This window comes from Pseudomonas sp. B21-041, from assembly GCF_024748675.1.
Lineage (GTDB): Bacteria > Pseudomonadota > Gammaproteobacteria > Pseudomonadales > Pseudomonadaceae > Aquipseudomonas > Aquipseudomonas neuropathica.
The window spans coordinates 4,780,001-4,798,510 of the sequence record NZ_CP087175.1 but is presented as its reverse complement, the minus strand read 5'-3'; the positions used below and the strand labels follow the sequence as shown (position 1 = coordinate 4,798,510).

Below are 18,510 nucleotides of genomic sequence, written 5' to 3'. Positions count from 1 at the left end.
GCGAGCAGGCTCACTCCTACATTGATCTCCATGTAGGCCCGGTTATTTTTTTCTGTGAATTTATAAGAGAAAGGAGTGACACCATGCTGGTGATGCGCCCCGCGCAAATGGCTGATCTGGGCGAGGTACAGCGTCTGGCTGCGGACAGCCCGATTGGTGTCACTTCCTTGCCGGATGACGTGGAACGTCTGAGCGACAAGATCGCCGCGAGCGAAGCCTCGTTTGCCGCCGAAGTGAGCTTCAATGGCGAGGAGAGCTATTTCTTCGTCCTCGAAGACACCGCCACCGGCAAGCTGGTCGGCTGCTCGGCGATTGTTGCTTCGGCCGGTTACTCGGAGCCGTTCTACAGCTTCCGCAACGAGACCTTCGTCCACGCCTCCCGCGAGCTGAAGATCCACAACAAGATCCACGTGCTTTCGCAGTGCCACGACCTGACTGGCAACAGCTTGCTGACCAGTTTCTACGTGCAGCGCGAGCTGGTGGGTTCGCCGTGGTCCGAGCTCAACTCCCGTGGCCGTCTGCTGTTCGTCGCCAGCCACCCTGAGCGTTTCGCCGATTCGGTGGTGACCGAGATCGTCGGTTACAGCGATGAGAACGGCGACTCGCCATTCTGGGATGCCATTGGTCGCAACTTCTTCGACCTCAATTACGCTGAAGCCGAGCGTCTGTGCGGGCTGAAAAGCCGTACGTTCCTCGCCGAGCTGATGCCGCATTACCCGATCTACGTACCGCTGCTGCCGGATTCCGCCCAAGAGGCGATGGGCCAGGTGCACCCGCGTGCGCAGATCACCTTCGACATCCTGATGCGCGAAGGCTTCGAGACCGATCACTACATCGACATTTTCGACGGTGGTCCGACCCTGCATGCACGTGTGTCGGGGATCCGTTCGATCGCTCAGAGCCGCGTGGTGCCGGTGAAGATCGGCGAGCCGGTGAAAGGTGCCGGGCGTCAGTATCTGGTGGCTAACGCGCAGCTGCAGGATTACCGCGCGGTGTTGCTGGAGCTGGATTACGCGCCGGGCAAACCGGTGACTCTGGATCTGGAAGCGGCCGAAGCCCTGGGCGTCGGTGAAGGTGCCAGCGTGCGCCTAGTGGCGGTTTAACGCCTTAGCGAGTTTCACGGGTGGCGAAGGCGGCCCGTTTGAGGAGATAGCATGATTGTTCGTCCCGTACGCAGCAGCGATTTATCCGCTCTGATCGACCTGGCCCGCAGCACCGGCACCGGCCTGACCACATTGCCGGCCAACGAAGAACGTCTGGCCCACCGGGTCGGCTGGGCCGAGAAGACCTTTCGCGGCGAAGCTGGCCGTGGCGACGCGGACTACCTGTTCGTGCTCGAAGACGACGATGGCCGCGTGGTAGGGATTTCCGCCATTGCTGGCGCCGTTGGTCTGCGTGAGCCGTGGTACAACTTCCGTGTCGGTCTGACCGTCAGCGCTTCGCAAGAGCTGAACATCTACCGCGAGATCCCGACGCTGTTTCTGGCGAACGATCTGACCGGCAATTCCGAGCTGTGCTCGCTGTTCCTGCACGCCGATTACCGCAACGGTCTGAACGGTCGCATGCTGTCGAAGGCGCGCATGCTGTTCATCGCGGAATACCCTGAATTGTTCGGCAACAAGATCATCGCCGAAATGCGCGGTGTGTCCGATGACGCCGGCCGTTCACCGTTCTGGGAAAGTCTCGGTCGTCACTTCTTCAAGATGGAATTCAGCCAGGCCGATTACCTGACCGGTGTCGGCAACAAGGCGTTCATTGCTGAGCTGATGCCGAAATTCCCGCTGTACACCTGCTTCCTCTCCGAAGGCGCACGTAACGTCATCGGTCAGGTGCACCCGGACACCGAGCCCGCCTTGGCGATGCTCAAGAGCGAAGGTTTCAGCTACCAGGGTTACGTCGACATCTTCGACGCAGGTCCGGCCATTGAATGCGAAACCGGCAAGATCCGCGCAGTGCGTGACAGTGAAGCGCTGGTGCTCGCCGTTGGCACGCCGGGCGAAGACGCGACGCCGTTCATCATCCATAACCGCAAGCGCGAAGATTGCCGCATCACTGCTGCGCCGGCGCGTCTGGCTGCCGGCACTCTGGTGGTCGATCCGCAGACCGCCAAACGTCTTCAACTCAACGCTGGCGATCAAGTGCGCGCCGTGGCGTTGTCCGCTGCACGGGAGTCGAAATAATGAATTCGCTATACATCGCAGGTGAGTGGCTGGCCGGCCAGGGCGAAGCCTTTCAATCGCTGAACCCGGTGACCCAGCAAGTGCTGTGGTCGGGGGAGGGTGCCACGGCTGCGCAGGTTGAGTCGGCTGTGCAAGCTGCGCGTCAGGCGTTTCCAGGCTGGGCACGTCGTACGCTGGAAGAGCGCATCACTGTGCTTGAGGCTTTTGCCGCGTCGTTGAAAAACCACGCTGACGAACTGGCTCGCACCATTGGTGAAGAGACCGGTAAGCCGTTGTGGGAATCCGCGACCGAAGTCACCAGCATGGTCAACAAAATTGCCATCTCGGTGCAGAGCTACCGTGAGCGTACCGGCGAGAAGAGCGGCCCGTTGGGCGACGCCACCGCCGTACTGCGCCACAAGCCGCACGGCGTGGTCGCGGTGTTCGGTCCTTACAATTTCCCTGGGCACTTGCCGAACGGCCATATCGTTCCGGCGCTGCTGGCCGGCAACAGCGTATTGTTCAAGCCCAGCGAACTGACCCCGAAAGTCGCCGAGCTGACGGTCAAGTGCTGGATCGAGGCCGGTCTGCCGGCGGGCGTGTTGAACCTGTTGCAAGGTGCGCGCGAAACCGGCATCGCGCTGGCGGCGAACCCGGGCATCGACGGTCTGTTCTTCACCGGTTCGAGCCGCACCGGCAATCACCTGCACCAGCAATTCGCCGGTCGTCCGGACAAGATTCTGGCGCTGGAAATGGGCGGCAACAATCCGCTGGTGGTCGATCAGGTCGCTGATCTGGATGCGGCGGTTTACACGATCATTCAGTCGGCGTTCATCTCTGCCGGTCAGCGTTGCACCTGTGCACGCCGGTTGTTGGTGCCGCAAGGCGCCTGGGGCGACAGCCTGCTCAAGCGTCTGGTTGAGGTCAGCGCGACCATTGAAGTCGGCGCGTTCGACCAGCAGCCGGCGCCGTTCATGGGCTCGGTGATTTCCCTTGGCGCGGCGAAAGCACTGATGGACGCTCAAGCACATCTGCTGGCCAACGGCGCAGTATCGCTGCTTGAAATGACTCAGCCGCAGGCGCAAGCGGCGTTGCTGACGCCGGGCATTGTTGACGTGACGGCGGTTGCCGAGCGTCCGGACGAAGAACTGTTCGGCCCGTTGCTGCAAGTGATTCGCTACGTTGATTTTGAAGCGGCGATCGCGGAAGCCAATGACACCGCTTACGGCCTGGCCGCAGGTCTGCTGTCGGATTCTGAAGCGCGTTATCAGCAGTTCTGGCTGGAAAGCCGCGCCGGTATCGTCAACTGGAACAAGCAGCTGACTGGCGCTGCGAGCAGCGCGCCGTTTGGTGGTGTCGGCGCTTCGGGCAACCACCGCGCCAGCGCCTATTACGCGGCGGATTACTGCGCGTACCCGGTGGCCTCGCTGGAAACCCCAAGCCTGGTGTTGCCTGCTGCCCTGACGCCTGGCGTGAAAATGGCGTAACGGCCATCGCGAGCAGGCTCACTCCTACAAGAGCGATGAAAATCCCTGTAGGAGTGAGCCTGCTCGCGATAGCCGCGACGCGGTCTGACTGAATTGTTACCTGAAGCCTATAACAACAGATTCTCGTGGAGCCTCGCTGATGAAATCCTATGAAGTCAATTTTGACGGTCTAGTGGGGCCGACCCATAACTACGGTGGTCTGTCCTACGGTAACGTTGCTTCCCAGAGCAACAGCCAGCAGTCTTCGAACCCGAAGGAAGCGGCCTTGCAAGGTCTGGCGAAGATGAAAGCGCTGATGGAAATGGGCTTTCAGCAAGGCGTGCTCGCACCGCAGGAACGTCCGGACGTGGCCGCTCTGCGCCGTCTGGGCTTCAGCGGTACCGACGCGCAAGTGATCGAGCGCGCCGCCAAAGAGGCGATGCCGCTGCTGGTCGCCAGTTGTTCCGCGTCGAGCATGTGGGTGGCTAACGCCGCGACTGTCAGCCCGAGTGCCGACACCGCAGACGGTCGCGTGCATTTCACCGCCGCCAACCTCAACTGCAAATACCACCGCAGCATCGAGCACCCGACCACCAGCCGCGTGCTCGGCGCGATGTTCGCCAATCAGCAGCACTTCGCCCATCACGCCGCGTTGCCGGCAGTGGCGCAGTTCGGCGACGAAGGTGCGGCCAACCACACACGTTTCTGCCGCGAATATGGCGAAGCGGGCGTCGAGTTTTTCGTATTCGGTCGCAGTGCCTTCGACAATCGCTACCCGGCGCCGCAGAAATATCCGGCGCGCCAGACCCTCGAAGCCTCGCAAGCCGTTGCGCGTCTGCACGGTCTGCGTGACGAAGGCGTGGTTTACGCGCAGCAAAACCCGAACGTGATCGATCAAGGCGTGTTCCACAACGACGTGATCGCCGTGGGTAACGGTGAAGTGCTGTTCTATCACGAGGACGCGTTCCTCGAGACCGATCAGATGCTGGCCGAACTGCAAAGCAAGCTCGCCAAAGTCGGCGGCAACTTCCAGTCCGTGTGTGTGCCGCGTTCGGCAGTCACCGTGGATGATGCGGTGCGTTCCTACCTGTTCAACAGCCAGTTGCTCTCGCGTCCTGACGGTTCGATGCTGCTGATCGTGCCGCAAGAGTGCCAGGCCAACGAGCGCGTCTGGACTTACCTGCAAGAGCTGACCAGCTCCGGCGGCCTGATCCGCGAAGTGAAAGTCTTCGATCTCAAGCAAAGCATGCAGAACGGTGGTGGCCCGGCGTGCCTGCGACTGCGCGTCGCGCTTAACGAAACCGAACTGGCGGCGGTCAACCCAGGGGTTATCATGACGCCACCGTTGTACGGTTCGTTGACCGCATGGGTTGAAAAGCACTACCGCGACCGCCTGAGCGAAACCGATCTGGCGGATCCGCAATTGCTGCTTGAATGCCGGACGGCACTGGATGAACTGACGCAAATCCTTAAACTGGGCGCGGTTTATCCATTCCAGATCAATTGATGGCCGGCGCGTCGCCTGAACGCGGCGCGCGGCTTGTCTCCCCAAGAGAGTAAAAACATGAGCGATTCCCTGCAGTTGATCCTTGAAGACACCGACGGCACGCAACTGCAAACCTCGTGCACCCGCGTCGCGGTCATGTGGCAAGGCAAAGAGCTGTGGATCCAGCAGGACGGCCGTGGCCAACTGCTGATCGGCGTGGACGTTGAAGAAGGTGACGCCGAGTACGCCAACCTGCTGCTGCGCCCATTGGCGACTAATCTGGTAAGTCTGCAACTGGAAATGGAACCGGCTGACGTCGGCGACGACGAAGACCACGTGCACGGCCCGGATTGCAACCACGATCACTAAGGAAACCGCTCTATGCTCGCCCTCGGCAAACTGCTTGAACTGACCCTCGCCGGCCGCGAACCGGCGGAGAAGACTCAACTGACTGTCGAAGGCGTGCGTATGCGCTGGTTGAGCGAAGGTGCGCTGGAAGTGCGGCCACCCGAAGCACGCGACAATGGCCTGGACCTGCTGCTGTCGGCAGGTATTCACGGCAACGAAACAGCGCCGATCGAGTTGCTTGACCGGCTGCTGCACGACATCGCCCGCGGCGATCTGAAGCCGCGCGCACGCATTCTGTTCCTGTTCGGCAACCCGGAAGCGATTCGCAAGGGCGAGCGTTTCGTCGAGCAGGACGTCAATCGGCTGTTCAACGGCCGTCATGAACAAAGCAGTGGCAGCGAAGCGCTGCGTGCCTGTGAGCTGGAACGTCTGGCGGCGAGTTTCTTCAGCCTGCCGGATCGCCAGCGTCTGCACTATGACCTGCACACGGCGATTCGCGGTTCGAAGATCGAACAGTTCGCACTCTATCCGTGGAAGGAAGGTCGCCAGCATTCGCGTCTGGAGCTGGCACGTCTGCGCGCTGCCGGAATGGAAGCGGTGCTGTTGCAGAACAAACCGTCGATCGTCTTCAGCTCGTACACCTACGACAAGCTCGGTGCCGAGGCTTTCACGCTGGAACTGGGCAAGGCGCGGCCGTTCGGGCAGAACGACGGGGTCAATGTCTCGCTGCTGGAAACCCGTCTGCAGCAGATCATTGAAGGCAACGAGCCGCAGATGGCTGAGCAGGGGCTGGACGGTTTGCAGCTGTTCAGCGTCGCCCGGGAAATCATCAAGCACAGCGATGCATTCCGCCTGAACCTGCCGCAGGACATCGAAAACTTTTCAGAGTTGGAAGTGGGTTACGTGCTGGCCGAGGATTTGGCCAATACCCGTTGGGTGATTGAGGAGGAGGGAGCACGCATCATCTTTCCCAATCCCAAGGTCAAGAACGGCTTGCGCGCGGGCATCCTGATCGTGCCGGCCACCGACGAAAACCTCGCCTGACAGCGATCTCTAAACCGGCACAAACCCAATGTGGGAGCGAGCCTGCTCGCGAAAGCGGTCTATCAGTCAACTTATCATCGACTGGCAGTTCCTCTTCGCGAGCAGGCTCGCTCCCACATTTGATTTGAGTGAGGTCAAAACCTCACTCGGCGTCAGACCGCTACAGCATGCGGCTCGGTGCGGCGCAGTGCGCGAACCTTGCGCAACGTATCGGCGCAAGTCCGCGCCGCTTCCTGGCCCTTGTGTACAAAGTGCTCAAAGAAGAACTTCTGATGCTCGTCACCGGCATGGAAGTGATGCGGCGTCAGGGACACCGAGAACACCGGCACTTCAGTTTCCAGCTGCACTTGCATCAGGCCGCTGACCACCGACTGAGCGACGAACTCGTGACGGTAGATGCCGCCGTCCACGACCAGGGCTGCGGCGACGATGCCGGCATAACGACCGGTTCTGGCCAGCAACTTGGCGTGCAGAGGCATTTCAAAAGCGCCGCCGACTTCGAAGATGTCGATGTCCGATTCCTGATAACCCAAGGCAAGCATTTCGGCGACGAAGCCTTTACGGCTCTGGTCGACGATTTCCTTGTGCCAGCAGGCCTGAATGAACGCGACGCGCTCGCCGTGAGGGTGTTTGCTTTTGCTGTCGATAGCGGTGGGTTGCATGTTCTGACTCCTGTTTGTGTGAAAAACAGGGCGTTATGAATCGAAAGGGATTCAAGGGTGCGCACACGCACAACATCGCGCGGACGGCCCTTTGGCGTTAATCCCGTTCTCTCTTCATCCGGACTATGACCGTCGGCCCCGGAATCACACCGGGTCTGCTGACCTTGCCACCGCGCACAACCCAAGCTGTGTTCGTCGCCAAGCGCTCGCGGGCTATGCGCATTGCGCGCAATTACCGCCGGTGGGGAATTGCACCCCGCCCTGAGAACGTTTTTGCCGCCCTTTATCGGGCGGCGCAGCGTTTTTAACACAGATTGTGGCTGTGTGCATTGCGCCTTTCTGATGATTGCCATCGAATTTTCTGGCGGTTCGAAACGACTTTTCCTTGCGCAAGGGTTGATTAATCCGAGCGATGACCGCAGTAATTCAACTTCGTAAAGGGATTTCCCCTGCTGATTAGAGGCCAGGTTCATGAGCGTTATCGATCTTCGCAGCGACACCGTCACCCAACCGACTCCCGCCATGCTCGATGCGATGACCGCAGCGGACACCGGTGATGACGTTTACGGCGAAGATCCGACGGTCAATCGTCTCGAGGCCGAACTGGCCAAGCGATTGGGTTTTGCTGCCGCATTGTTCGTACCGACGGGCACCATGAGCAATCTGTTGGGGTTGATGGCGCACTGTGAGCGCGGCGACGAATACATCGTTGGCCAGCAGGCGCACACCTACAAATATGAGGGCGGTGGCGCGGCGGTGCTGGGCTCGATCCAGCCGCAGCCGCTGGAAGTGCAGGCCGACGGTTCGCTGGATCTGGATCAGGTCGCGGCGGCGATCAAGCCTGACGACTTCCATTTCGCCCGGACTCGTTTGCTGGCGCTGGAAAACACCATGCAAGGCAAAGTCCTGCCGCTGGAGTATCTGGCCCGCGCCCGCCGCTTCACTCAGGACAAAGGCTTGCAACTGCACCTCGACGGCGCGCGCCTTTACAACGCGGCAATCAAGCTGGGCGTCGATGCTCGGGAAATCACTCGGTACTTTGATTCGGTGTCGGTGTGCCTGTCCAAAGGCCTTGGCGCGCCGGTGGGCTCAGTGCTGTGTGGCTCTGAGCAATTGATCGGCAAGGCTCGTCGCTTGCGCAAAATGGTTGGCGGCGGCATGCGTCAGGCCGGGCTGCTGGCAGCGGCGGGGCTGTATGCGCTGGACCACAATGTTGATCGTCTGGCAGACGACCATGCCAACGCACAGTTACTGGCCGAGGGCTTGAGTGAAGCAGGTTTCATCGTCGAACCGGTGCAAACCAACATGGTTTATGTGCAAATGGGTGAAAAAGCTGAAGCGATCAAGGCCTTTGCCGCCGAACGCGGGATCAAGTTGAGCGCTGCCGCACGTCTGCGCATGGTCACGCACATGGACGTCAAACGCTCGCAAATCGAGCAAGTGATCGCGACATTCGTCGAGTTTTCGCGCAAGTGATAGCGTTAGCCGTCCAATTGACCGTTTCTATCGTATAAACACGCTGTACCCCGCGCGCAGGGCCGATATAATGCGGCCCTTTGCCGTCGCTTCGTCTGTTGACGTTTCGAACAGGCCTTTGGCCGCAGCCTCCGTGGAAGAACCTAATGAAAAGCGCAGAAATCCGTGAAGCCTTCCTTCGCTTCTTCGAAGAGCAAGGCCACACCCGTGTAGCCTCCAGCTCTTTGATTCCGGGCAACGACCCGACCCTGCTGTTCACTAACGCGGGGATGAACCAGTTCAAGGACTGCTTCCTGGGCCAGGAAAAACGTGCGTACACCCGCGCGACCAGCAGCCAGAAATGCGTGCGTGCCGGTGGCAAGAACAGCGACCTGGAAAACGTCGGTTATACCGCTCGTCACCACACATTCTTCGAAATGCTCGGTAACTTCAGCTTCGGCGACTATTTCAAGCACGACGCGATTACCTTTGCCTGGACCTTCCTGACCGGCGTTCTGAAACTGCCGAAGGAAAAACTCTGGGTCACTGTCTACGCCTCCGACGACGAAGCGTATGACATCTGGACCAAAGAAATCGGTGTGCCGGTCGAGCGCATGATCCGCATCGGCGACAACAAAGGCGCGCCTTACGCCTCCGACAACTTCTGGACCATGGGCGATACCGGCCCGTGCGGCCCATGCACCGAGATTTTCTACGATCACGGCGACCACATCTGGGGCGGCCCACCGGGCTCGCCGGAAGAAGACGGCGACCGTTACATCGAGATCTGGAACAACGTGTTCATGCAGTTCAACCGCACCGCCGATGGCGTGTTGCATCCGTTGCCAGCGCCGTCGGTCGATACCGGCATGGGCCTGGAGCGGATCAGTGCGGTGATGCAGCACGTCAATTCCAACTACGACATTGACCTGTTCAAGAACCTGCTGAAGGCCTCCGCTGAAGCCATCGGTTGCGAAAATGGCGACCAGTCTTCGCTCAAGGTTGTTTCCGACCACATCCGTTCGTGCGGCTTCCTGATCGCCGACGGCGTGCTGCCGTCCAACGAAGGTCGCGGTTATGTACTGCGCCGGATCATCCGTCGCGCTTGCCGTCACGGTAACAAGCTGGGCGCCACCGGCAGCTTCTTCTACAAGATCGTCGCGGCGCTGGTCGCCGAGATGGGCGAAGCGTTCCCGGAACTGAAGAAGCAGCAGAGCAACATCGAACGTGTGCTCAAGGCTGAAGAAGAGCAGTTCTCCAAAACGCTGGAGCACGGCCTGAAGATCCTCGAGCAGGATCTGCTGGAACTCAAAGGCACCGTGGTGCCGGGCGACGTGGTGTTCAAACTCTACGACACCTACGGTTTCCCGATGGACCTGACCGCCGACATCGCCCGCGAGCGCAGCCTGACTGTCGACGAAGCCGGTTTCGAACGTGAGATGGAAGCCCAGCGTGTTCGCGCGCGTTCGGCCAGCTCCTTCGGTCTGGACTACAACACCCTGGTCAAGGTTGATGTCGCCACCGAATTCACCGGTTACAAAGACACCAGCGGTTCGGCAAAAATTGTCGCTATCTATAAAGATGGTCAGTCGGTCGACGTCTTGAATGAGGGCGAAGAGGCGGTGATCGTTCTGAATCAGACGCCGTTCTACGCTGAATCCGGCGGCCAGATCGGCGACTGCGGTTTCCTGCAGGCAGGTAACGCGCGTTTCGACGTACGTGACACCACCAAGACCGGTGGCGCCTTTCTGCACCACGGCGTGCTGGACTCGGGCAGCCTGACCATTGGCGCGCCAGTGGAAACCCACGTCGATGCCGAAGTGCGTCACGCTACCTCGCTGAACCACTCGGCCACGCACTTGCTGCACGCTGCATTGCGTCAGGTCTTGGGCGAGCACGTTCAGCAGAAAGGTTCGTTGGTGGATAGCCAGCGTCTGCGTTTCGACTTCAGTCACTTTGAAGCAATCAAGCCGGAACAGATCAAAGCGCTGGAAGATATCGTCAACGCGGAGATCCGTAAGAACTCCGCGGTTGAAACCGAAGAAACCGACATCGAAACCGCGAAGAACAAAGGCGCCATGGCGCTGTTCGGCGAGAAGTATGGCGACAACGTGCGCGTGCTGAGCATGGGCGGCGATTTCTCCGTCGAACTGTGTGGCGGTATCCACGCCAACCGTACCGGCGATATCGGCCTGCTGAAAATCATCAGCGAAGGCGGTGTGGCATCAGGCGTGCGTCGTATCGAGGCAGTCACTGGTGCTGCAGCACTGGCTTACTTGAACGCGGCAGAAGAACAACTCAAGGAAGCGGCCAGCCTGGTCAAGGGCAGCCGCGACAACCTGATCGACAAGCTGTCGGCTGTGCTGGAGCGCAACCGCCAACTGGAGAAACAGCTGGAGCAGTTACAGGCCAAGGCTGCCAGTGCCGCGGGCGACGATCTGTCGAACTCGGCAGTGGACGTCAAGGGTGTGAAGGTTCTGGCCGCACGTCTGGATGGTCAGGACGGCAAGGCGCTGCTGGCGCTGGTTGATCAGCTGAAAAACAAACTCGGCCGCGCAGTGATCCTGCTCGGCAGTGTCCATGAGGAAAAGGTCGTACTGGTTGCAGGCGTAACCAAGGACCTGACTGGCCAACTCAAAGCCGGTGATTTGATGAAGCAGGCTGCTGCGGCAGTGGGCGGGAAGGGCGGTGGTCGTCCGGACATGGCGCAGGGCGGCGGTGTCGACGCCGACGCACTGGATGGTGCTTTGGCGCTGACCGTTCCATTCGTCGAGCAGGGTTTATAAGGCAGTCCGCCCGGCCCGCAGTCTAGTGGCGGGTCCGGCGGCTGTTCGAGTGATTATTGGGCGCCCTTCATGGGCAGAGGCGGCTTTGAAATGGCTTTGATCGTACAGAAATTTGGAGGCACCTCGGTCGGTACCGTCGAGAGAATCGAGCAGGTCGCCGACAAGGTTAAGAAATTCCGCGATGCCGGCGATGACCTGGTGGTTGTGCTGTCTGCAATGAGCGGCGAAACCAACCGTCTGATCGATCTGGCCAAGCAAATCAGTGGCGACACTCAACCGGTTCCGCGTGAGCTGGACGTGATTGTTTCCACCGGCGAGCAGGTGACGATTGCCCTGCTGGCCATGGCGCTGATCAAGCGCGGTGTGCCGGCGGTGTCGTACACCGGTAATCAGGTGCGGATCCTGACCGACAGTGCGCACAATAAAGCGCGTATCTTGCAGATTGATGACCAGAAGATTCGCGGTGATCTGAAAGCAGGTCGCGTGGTGGTTGTCGCCGGTTTCCAGGGCGTCGACGAGCACGGCAACATCACCACCCTCGGTCGTGGCGGTTCCGACACTACCGGCGTGGCACTGGCTGCCGCGTTGAAGGCTGACGAGTGCCAGATCTACACCGACGTTGATGGTGTCTACACCACCGACCCGCGCGTTGTGCCGGTCGCTCAGCGTCTGGACAAGATTACCTTTGAAGAGATGCTGGAAATGGCCAGCCTCGGTTCTAAGGTGTTGCAGATCCGTGCGGTGGAATTCGCCGGCAAGTACAACGTTCCGCTGCGCGTACTGCACAGCTTCAAGGAGGGTCCGGGCACCCTCATTACTATTGATGAAGAGGAAACCATGGAACAGCCGATCATTTCCGGCATCGCTTTCAACCGCGATGAAGCCAAGCTGACCATCCGTGGTGTGCCAGACACCCCGGGCGTGGCGTTCAAGATTCTCGGCCCGATCAGTGCCGCGAACATCGAAGTCGACATGATCGTGCAGAACGTCGCGCACGATAACACCACCGACTTCACCTTCACCGTGCACCGCAACGACTACCAGGCCGCACAGACCGTGCTGGAAAACACCGCTCGCGAGATCGGTGCCCGTGAAGTGGTTGGCGACACCAAGATTGCCAAGGTCTCGATCGTCGGCGTCGGCATGCGTTCCCACGCAGGTGTGGCCAGCCGCATGTTCGAATCCCTGGCGAAAGAAAGCATCAACATCCAGATGATCTCGACCTCGGAAATCAAGGTTTCCGTGGTGATTGAAGAGAAGTACCTGGAACTGGCCGTGCGCGCCCTGCACACGGCTTTCGAACTGGATGCTCCGGCCCGTCAGGGCGAGTAATTCCGTTTCTTGAAGGGCGCGGTCTGACCGCGCCCTTTATTTTTTGAATGGCGCGAGCCCTGAACTGTTCTTTTGCTCGCGCTGGTCAATACTCAGGCATGTAGGGCTACGATCGCTCCGGTTGTAGGTCGGGTGCCTTTTTTTTGCAGACTGTTGTCCCTGAAATGAATTGCGTGAGGAGAAAGGTATGCTGATTCTGACTCGTCGGTGCGCAGAAAGCCTGATTATCGGTGATGGCGAAATCACCGTGACCGTGCTCGGCGTTAAAGGAAACCAAGTGCGTATCGGCGTCAACGCCCCGAAAGAGGTTGCCGTGCACCGTGAGGAAATTTACCTGCGTATAAAGAAAGAGAAGGACGAAGAACCAAGCCATTAATTTTTATCGATTTTTATGTTTGCAAACGGGGAAAAGGTTGGTTAAGATACGCCCCGTGTTGCGGAGAGCTGGCCGAGTGGCCGAAGGCGCTCCCCTGCTAAGGGAGTACACCTCAAAAGGGTGTCGGGGGTTCGAATCCCCCGTTCTCCGCCATTATTTGCTTAGTACGTTGTAATCTGGCTTTTTCTGTAAGTTGTTGAAATTAATAGAAAAAGTGGTTGGAATAGAGATTAGACGGGCTATAATGCGGCGCAACAAATGCACTCGTAGCTCAGCTGGATAGAGTACTCGGCTACGAACCGAGCGGTCACAGGTTCGAATCCTGTCGAGTGCACCATTTAAGAGTCAGTTACAGCAATGTAAATGACTTGGCTTCAACCAGGTGTGATCTGGTCTAACAAACACAAATGCACTCGTAGCTCAGCTGGATAGAGTACTCGGCTACGAACCGAGCGGTCACAGGTTCGAATCCTGTCGAGTGCACCATTTAAGAGTTAGTTGCAGCAATGTGAATAACTTGGTTTCAGCCAGTTGTGGTCTGGTCTAAAAACACAAATGCACTCGTAGCTCAGCTGGATAGAGTACTCGGCTACGAACCGAGCGGTCACAGGTTCGAATCCTGTCGAGTGCACCATATACCAAAAAGCCCGCGTTTAACGCGGGCTTTTTGCTGTCCGGGATTTGGCTTTTGCTTTCACGCATCCTCGCTCGTCAAAATCAATTTGAGCCGAACGTCCTCGCTTGAGGTCGTATCGATAGCTCGTCGTCGATGTTCGGATATTTACCTTGTGCGGTTTACCTAGCGCGCTCTCGACATCTTGTTGGCTCATGCCGGCAATGACACGGCGATTGATGATCGCTTCGCGACGTTGCCTGGCGTCGATCAGGTTTCCGCATCTGTCTTCAGCGTGACCAACAATCCCCAGTGCTCGAGTTTTTGTTGTCATCCCGGATATTTCTTCATGGTTGTGTTCCGGCATCACCGCCACGACTGATCCGGGGGAATAGGGGTGGACTTCCTGTGCTGAGCGCTGCTCGCCGTGCGCACAACTCATCGAGGTGAAGGTGATGCTGCCATCATCGGCTTCGCAACGATGGAGGGTAAGGGCGGCCCCGGTGGGCGGCAGGCAGAGCAGACAGGTGAGCACAAGGTGGGATGGTTTCAATGGCATTCGGCGTCCTCCATGACGATCTACGCTCAAGGGTAGTCGCTACATTTTCAAGCGCCGGTGTGTTTTCTTTTCAGGATGAGTCGTCGCATTTGCAGGGATCAGGACAGTGCTCAGGTTTGTTTCGCAAGCGCTTGTTTCGACCGCGATTTTTTAACGTTTTAAACCGTCAGGCGGTGTATCATTGCGCCCGTCAGCCCCGCCGGGGCTTATGGAAAACCTCCATGGACTTACCCAGTAGTTACTCAGTAAATAGTTTCACCAATCATGAATTGACTGATTGATCCTTCCGGCGTGCCCCGCTGCTGGGAGTGGAGTTCGCCTATGTCTGAAATCGAAGTAAAGAAATCACAAGAAAGCCTGCAGGATCGCCTGGCTCAGGTCGTCGAACTGCTGCAGCGTCAGCGGGTCGTGGAAGACCTGACTCACCGCCAGGAAGGCGCGCATCACGATCGCGTCGAAAATCTGGTTCACCGACAAAATCTCGTCGAGCTGCAACGCAAGCTCGATGATCTGCACTCTGCCGACGTCGCCTACATCCTTGAAGCCTTGCCGCTGGACGATCGTCTGACGCTCTGGCAATTGGTCAAGGCTGATCGCGACGGCGACATTCTTCTCGAAGTATCCGACTCCGTTCGTGAAACGCTGATCGCCGACATGGACGATCACGAGCTCTTGGCTGCGGCCAAGGACATGGACGCCGACGAACTTGCTGACCTGGCTTCCGAGCTGCCGCGAGACGTCGTCCATGAGCTGATGGAGAGTCTGGATAACCAGCAACGTGAACGCGTACGGTCGGCCCTGTCTTACGACGACGAGCAGGTCGGTGCGTTGATGGACTTCGAGATGGTCACCATCCGTGAGGATGTCAGTCTCGAAGTGGTTCTGCGTTATCTGCGTCGACTCAAAGAGCTCCCCGGCCACACCGACAAGCTGTTTGTGGTCGATTACGACGGCGTGCTCAAGGGTGTGTTGCCGATCAAGCGTCTGCTGGTCAACGATCCGGAGAAACAGGTTGCCGAGGTGATGGCCAGCGATCCGGTGAGTTTCCATCCGGACGAAGGTGCTTACGACGCCGCTCAGGCGTTCGAGCGTTACGACTTGATCTCGGCCCCTGTAGTCGACAAGAACGGCAAGTTGATCGGCCGTCTGACGATCGACGAAATGGTCGACCTGATTCGTGAAGAAAGCGAGAGCGAAGTTCTCAACATGGCCGGTTTGCGTGAAGAGGAAGACATCTTCGCCTCCGTCTGGAAGTCTTTACGCAACCGTTGGGCATGGCTGGCGGTCAACCTGATCACTGCGTTTGTCGCCTCTCGAGTGATCGGTCTGTTCGAAGGCTCGATCGAGAAGCTGGTAGCGCTCGCAGCGCTGATGCCGATCGTGGCGGGTATCGGCGGCAATTCCGGTAACCAGACGATCACCATGATTGTTCGCGCCATGGCGCTCGACCAAGTCAGCACTGGCAATACCTCGCGTCTGATGCGCAAGGAGTTGGCGGTGGGCTTGATTAACGGCTTGGTCTGGGGCGGTGTGATCGGCGTCGTTGCTTATCTGCTCTACGGCAGTTGGTCGTTGGGCGTGGTAATGACGGCAGCGATGACGCTGAATCTATTGCTGGCTGCGTTGATGGGGGTGTTGATCCCTATGACCCTGGCGAAGATGGGGCGAGATCCGGCGATGGGGGCGAGCGTGATGATCACTGCGATGACGGACAGCGGTGGTTTCTTCATCTTCCTCGGGCTGGCGACAATCTTCCTGCTCTGATCGGTATTAGCGAAACAGCCCGCCAATTGGCGGGCTTTTTTGTGGCTGCGAAATCTCAAATGCCGCGCAAAAAAAAGCCAGCAATTAAGCTGGCTTGAGATGTTCGGTATGGCTCAGGACGCGTCTGCTGCCATTTCGGCGTCATGGGCAATCAAGGACACCAAAGCGTTTTGCTGACGATGAGACAGCTGGCGGAAACGTTGCAACAGCTCGCGCTCGTGCAACGACAGTTCCGGGCTGTCCAGGCGCATGCTCAGCTCTTCGCCCAGTGCACCTTCCTGAATAAGACTCTGCTCAAGGCGCGCAATGATCTCGGAGTTCATGCTGCGATGATGATTGCGAGCCACCTCGGCAATGCGTTCACGCATTCCGTCTGGCAGACGTACGACGAACTTGTCAGCCGTACGGCTGGAATAAATTGCCTGTTTCAATGGGCGCATATATTTAACCGGTTAGTTCAGGGGAGCGGTTCTCGGGATTGGCCGCAGGATGTGTGGTAGGACAAGCATCCGCGCCAAATGGTTCAACCTGAATTGTTAAGAGGCCCGCATCATGCCTCAAAATTGCCAGATCATTGGCGTCAATTCTGTGACAAATATTGAGCTGGGTAAAGGCGTAATGCCAGCACCAATTATCAGAAATGCGGACTGGTTAGAAATCTTCACCTCTGTCCGCATCCTTGTCCGCTTCCTGCTGCACATCAATTGATGTCCGATAGCATCAGAACGTGCATGCTATGCGGGTTCTGCATCCTTGTTCCTTACCTGTACAGGATAGTGGCAAATTGCCGATTTACTAGTGGCATACACCTGCTGGAGGGCGTTTTCAGGATGGATGGCAAGCTAATTTACTTGATGGGGCCGTCCGGGTCAGGCAAGGACAGTTTGATCGAGGCTGCGCGAGCCCCCTTACGTGCATTGAACTGTGAAGTGATGCGTCGGGTGATCACGCGATCTGCCGAATCGGTGGGGGAGGATGCTGTTGGGGTGACACCGGATGAGTTTGAGCAGCGTGAGCGCGCCGGCGAATTTTCATTGGCCTGGCGTGCCAATGGTCTCGCCTACGGGATTCCAGTGGAAATGGATCAATGGCTGAATGCCGGACGGCATGTATTGGTCAATGGTTCCCGGGCCAATCTGCGTCAAGCAATGGAGCGCTATCCCGCGCTGCTGCCAGTTTTGCTGACAGTTCGGGGTGAGGTGTTGCGAGAGCGTCTGCTCAAGCGCGGTCGAGAAACGCTTGAGCAAATTGACGCAAGACTGGATCGCAATATGTTGTTCAAGGATAGGCGGTCAAGTGATGAGCCGGTAAATGTCATTGATAATTCCGGGGAGCTGGCGGAGGCCGTCAGTGATCTTTTGCGTCTGATCAGGCTCAGCGTAAAACCGGATCAAATTTGATCTTTCTTCCCGCAGCCAGTGCCAACACAAATAGTGTGGCAAAAATGGCGCAGCCAATCAGGGGCAGGGTGATTTCAGCGCCCTCGAACAGCGATAAATGCACAACGCCACTCAATAGGGCGAGGATCAGAAATCCCGCAGCTGACTTGGACATGTTTTACTCCTGAAGATGTTTCAAAAAACCAGATATTCGGAGGTCAGTGCTGGTCGCACCTGCTCGGAGTTACTGACGGCCTGTGGGGTAGAGGTGTCCTGATCGTTCAGCACCGCCAGTTGGGGGGCTTTTTGTACCTGCAAGTAATGCGGCATGCGCTGGGCCAATGGCTTCTGTGTTGCACGCTCGGGCACAAACTGGAAGCTCACCAAAACCGCTAGAGCAATTGCATTTGCAAGCAAAAGGGCGTTGTTCATGGATGTAGCTCCGAATGTTCTTCGATAGAGCAGACAAAGCAGCCGTCGTGCCAACAGTTTAACCTCTGTTAAGTCCTTTAAAAACAAGCATTTGAGCGGGTTTCTCGAATTGTGCAGATTGCAATCTGCAACAGTGGCTTTTCTGGGGGCGTGCAAAATGCACGGTAAATCTTCCCGCAGCATTGCAGGCCGCTTGCCTACACTTAAAAGCCAAACGGACGACATGACAAATCAGGGTTCGGTGGTTAACATGCACGCCGTCCGTCATGCAGCGTCTGCTGCGACAAAGCGTGTGTCTCAGTAGCTCAATTGGATAGAGCATCCCCCTCCTAAGGGGAAGGTTGGCAGTTCGAACCTGCCCTGGGACACCATCTATTGTTGAAACTCCCCTCCTTTAATACTCGATGGTCTTGAAGCGCTCAATCAGCAGGCGTGGCAAGGCCTAGTCGTAATTTGTATGCGCTTTCTCTTGGAGGGCTTTCTGGTTGAGTTCGAATCAGGCATGGGAGTTGTGTCTATATAGAGGGAGCTTTTTCGCCTGCTTTGATAGAAAAGTGAAATTAACGGTTGACGGCAGATTCAGGATGTCTATAATTCGCCCCACTTCCGGCGCAGTCGAAACGGAAAACTCCTTGATATTCAATGAGTT

Annotated in this window: 17 protein-coding genes, 5 tRNA genes and 1 riboswitch; of the genes, 17 read left to right on the top strand and 5 right to left on the bottom strand. The window is 57.9% G+C overall.

Annotated features, from left to right (window positions below):
• Nucleotides 1-83: 83 nt before the first annotated feature.
• The 6 genes from aruF to astE all read left to right on the top strand — a co-directional run bounded on the left by aruF (nucleotide 84) and on the right by astE (nucleotide 6,503).
• Nucleotides 84-1,103, top strand: a complete 1,020-nt coding sequence (gene aruF, locus LOY43_RS21340; RefSeq protein WP_007951057.1) for an arginine/ornithine succinyltransferase subunit alpha — start codon at nucleotides 84-86, stop codon at nucleotides 1,101-1,103.
• Between the two features lie 51 nt (nucleotides 1,104-1,154).
• Entirely contained in the window at nucleotides 1,155-2,180 is a 1,026-nt protein-coding gene (gene astA, locus LOY43_RS21335) for an arginine N-succinyltransferase (protein ID WP_095048121.1), read from the top strand.
• Entirely contained in the window at nucleotides 2,177-3,646 is a 1,470-nt protein-coding gene (gene astD, locus LOY43_RS21330; RefSeq protein ID WP_258709942.1) for a succinylglutamate-semialdehyde dehydrogenase, read from the top strand. The genes astA and astD overlap by 4 nt, the downstream gene beginning before the upstream one ends.
• A 139-nt stretch (nucleotides 3,647-3,785) precedes the next feature.
• Nucleotides 3,786-5,132 (top strand): N-succinylarginine dihydrolase, encoded by a 1,347-nt coding sequence (astB, locus tag LOY43_RS21325; protein WP_257355933.1) that lies wholly within the window; start codon nucleotides 3,786-3,788, stop codon nucleotides 5,130-5,132.
• A gap of 57 nt (nucleotides 5,133-5,189) precedes the next feature.
• Complete coding sequence (locus tag LOY43_RS21320; protein ID WP_016983958.1) at nucleotides 5,190-5,480, top strand: hypothetical protein; 291 nt, start codon at nucleotides 5,190-5,192, stop codon at nucleotides 5,478-5,480.
• A 12-nt stretch (nucleotides 5,481-5,492) separates the two neighbouring features.
• Nucleotides 5,493-6,503, top strand: coding sequence for a succinylglutamate desuccinylase (gene astE, locus LOY43_RS21315; protein ID WP_258708690.1), 1,011 nt, complete (start codon nucleotides 5,493-5,495; stop codon nucleotides 6,501-6,503).
• Nucleotides 6,504-6,655: 152 nt separating this feature from the next.
• On the opposite strand, the gene LOY43_RS21310 is transcribed toward astE, so the two are convergent.
• Complete coding sequence (locus LOY43_RS21310; protein ID WP_095048117.1) at nucleotides 6,656-7,165, bottom strand: 6,7-dimethyl-8-ribityllumazine synthase; 510 nt, start codon at nucleotides 7,163-7,165, stop codon at nucleotides 6,656-6,658.
• Nucleotides 7,166-7,266: 101 nt separating this feature from the next.
• Nucleotides 7,267-7,438, bottom strand: a riboswitch (FMN riboswitch).
• A gap of 198 nt (nucleotides 7,439-7,636) precedes the next feature.
• On the opposite strand from LOY43_RS21310, the gene ltaE reads away from it, so the two are divergent.
• The 8 genes from ltaE (at nucleotide 7,637) to LOY43_RS21270 (ending at nucleotide 13,748) form a co-directional block, all read left to right on the top strand.
• Nucleotides 7,637-8,641 (top strand): low-specificity L-threonine aldolase, encoded by a 1,005-nt coding sequence (ltaE, locus tag LOY43_RS21305; RefSeq protein WP_258708689.1) that lies wholly within the window; start codon nucleotides 7,637-7,639, stop codon nucleotides 8,639-8,641.
• Between the two features lie 146 nt (nucleotides 8,642-8,787).
• Nucleotides 8,788-11,406, top strand: a complete 2,619-nt coding sequence (gene alaS / locus LOY43_RS21300; protein ID WP_258708688.1) for an alanine--tRNA ligase — start codon at nucleotides 8,788-8,790, stop codon at nucleotides 11,404-11,406.
• A 90-nt stretch (nucleotides 11,407-11,496) separates the two neighbouring features.
• Nucleotides 11,497-12,738, top strand: a complete 1,242-nt coding sequence (locus LOY43_RS21295; protein ID WP_007919332.1) for an aspartate kinase — start codon at nucleotides 11,497-11,499, stop codon at nucleotides 12,736-12,738.
• 187 nt (nucleotides 12,739-12,925) lie between these two features.
• A complete protein-coding gene (csrA, locus tag LOY43_RS21290; protein ID WP_002554426.1) occupies nucleotides 12,926-13,114 on the top strand; it encodes a carbon storage regulator CsrA in 189 nt (62 codons plus the stop codon).
• A 62-nt stretch (nucleotides 13,115-13,176) separates the two neighbouring features.
• Nucleotides 13,177-13,267: transfer RNA gene (locus LOY43_RS21285), tRNA-Ser, on the top strand.
• A 107-nt stretch (nucleotides 13,268-13,374) separates the two neighbouring features.
• Nucleotides 13,375-13,451 (top strand) — tRNA-Arg (locus LOY43_RS21280).
• A gap of 72 nt (nucleotides 13,452-13,523) precedes the next feature.
• A tRNA-Arg gene (locus LOY43_RS21275) sits at nucleotides 13,524-13,600 on the top strand.
• 71 nt (nucleotides 13,601-13,671) lie between these two features.
• Nucleotides 13,672-13,748: transfer RNA gene (locus LOY43_RS21270), tRNA-Arg, on the top strand.
• A gap of 19 nt (nucleotides 13,749-13,767) precedes the next feature.
• Here the strand turns inward: LOY43_RS21270 and LOY43_RS21265 are convergent.
• Nucleotides 13,768-14,286: a cell envelope protein SmpA gene (locus LOY43_RS21265; RefSeq protein ID WP_095048114.1), complete on the bottom strand. Its 519-nt coding sequence runs from the start codon at nucleotides 14,284-14,286 to the stop codon at nucleotides 13,768-13,770.
• A gap of 321 nt (nucleotides 14,287-14,607) precedes the next feature.
• On the opposite strand from LOY43_RS21265, the gene mgtE reads away from it, so the two are divergent.
• Nucleotides 14,608-16,050 (top strand): magnesium transporter, encoded by a 1,443-nt coding sequence (gene mgtE, locus LOY43_RS21260; RefSeq protein WP_258708687.1) that lies wholly within the window; start codon nucleotides 14,608-14,610, stop codon nucleotides 16,048-16,050.
• 113 nt (nucleotides 16,051-16,163) lie between these two features.
• Here the strand turns inward: mgtE and LOY43_RS21255 are convergent, their stop codons facing one another.
• The gene (locus LOY43_RS21255; RefSeq protein ID WP_003178899.1) at nucleotides 16,164-16,490 is read right to left on the bottom strand and encodes an Arc family DNA-binding protein; all 327 of its coding nucleotides are present in this window, start codon (nucleotides 16,488-16,490) and stop codon (nucleotides 16,164-16,166) included.
• A 390-nt stretch (nucleotides 16,491-16,880) separates the two neighbouring features.
• Here LOY43_RS21255 and phnN point away from each other — a divergent pair, with 390 nt between their 5' ends.
• Entirely contained in the window at nucleotides 16,881-17,450 is a 570-nt protein-coding gene (phnN, locus tag LOY43_RS21250) for a phosphonate metabolism protein/1,5-bisphosphokinase (PRPP-forming) PhnN (protein WP_095048112.1), read from the top strand.
• Here phnN and LOY43_RS21245 read toward each other — a convergent pair.
• Complete coding sequence (locus LOY43_RS21245) at nucleotides 17,425-17,604, bottom strand: PA3371 family protein (RefSeq protein ID WP_095048111.1); 180 nt, start codon at nucleotides 17,602-17,604, stop codon at nucleotides 17,425-17,427. The genes phnN and LOY43_RS21245 overlap by 26 nt on opposite strands.
• A gap of 20 nt (nucleotides 17,605-17,624) precedes the next feature.
• On the bottom strand, nucleotides 17,625-17,861 hold the full coding sequence (locus LOY43_RS21240; RefSeq protein ID WP_258708686.1) for a hypothetical protein: 237 nt from the start codon (nucleotides 17,859-17,861) through the stop codon (nucleotides 17,625-17,627).
• A gap of 294 nt (nucleotides 17,862-18,155) precedes the next feature.
• On the opposite strand from LOY43_RS21240, the gene LOY43_RS21235 reads away from it, so the two are divergent.
• Nucleotides 18,156-18,232 (top strand) — tRNA-Arg (locus tag LOY43_RS21235).
• Nucleotides 18,233-18,510 lie beyond the last annotated feature (278 nt).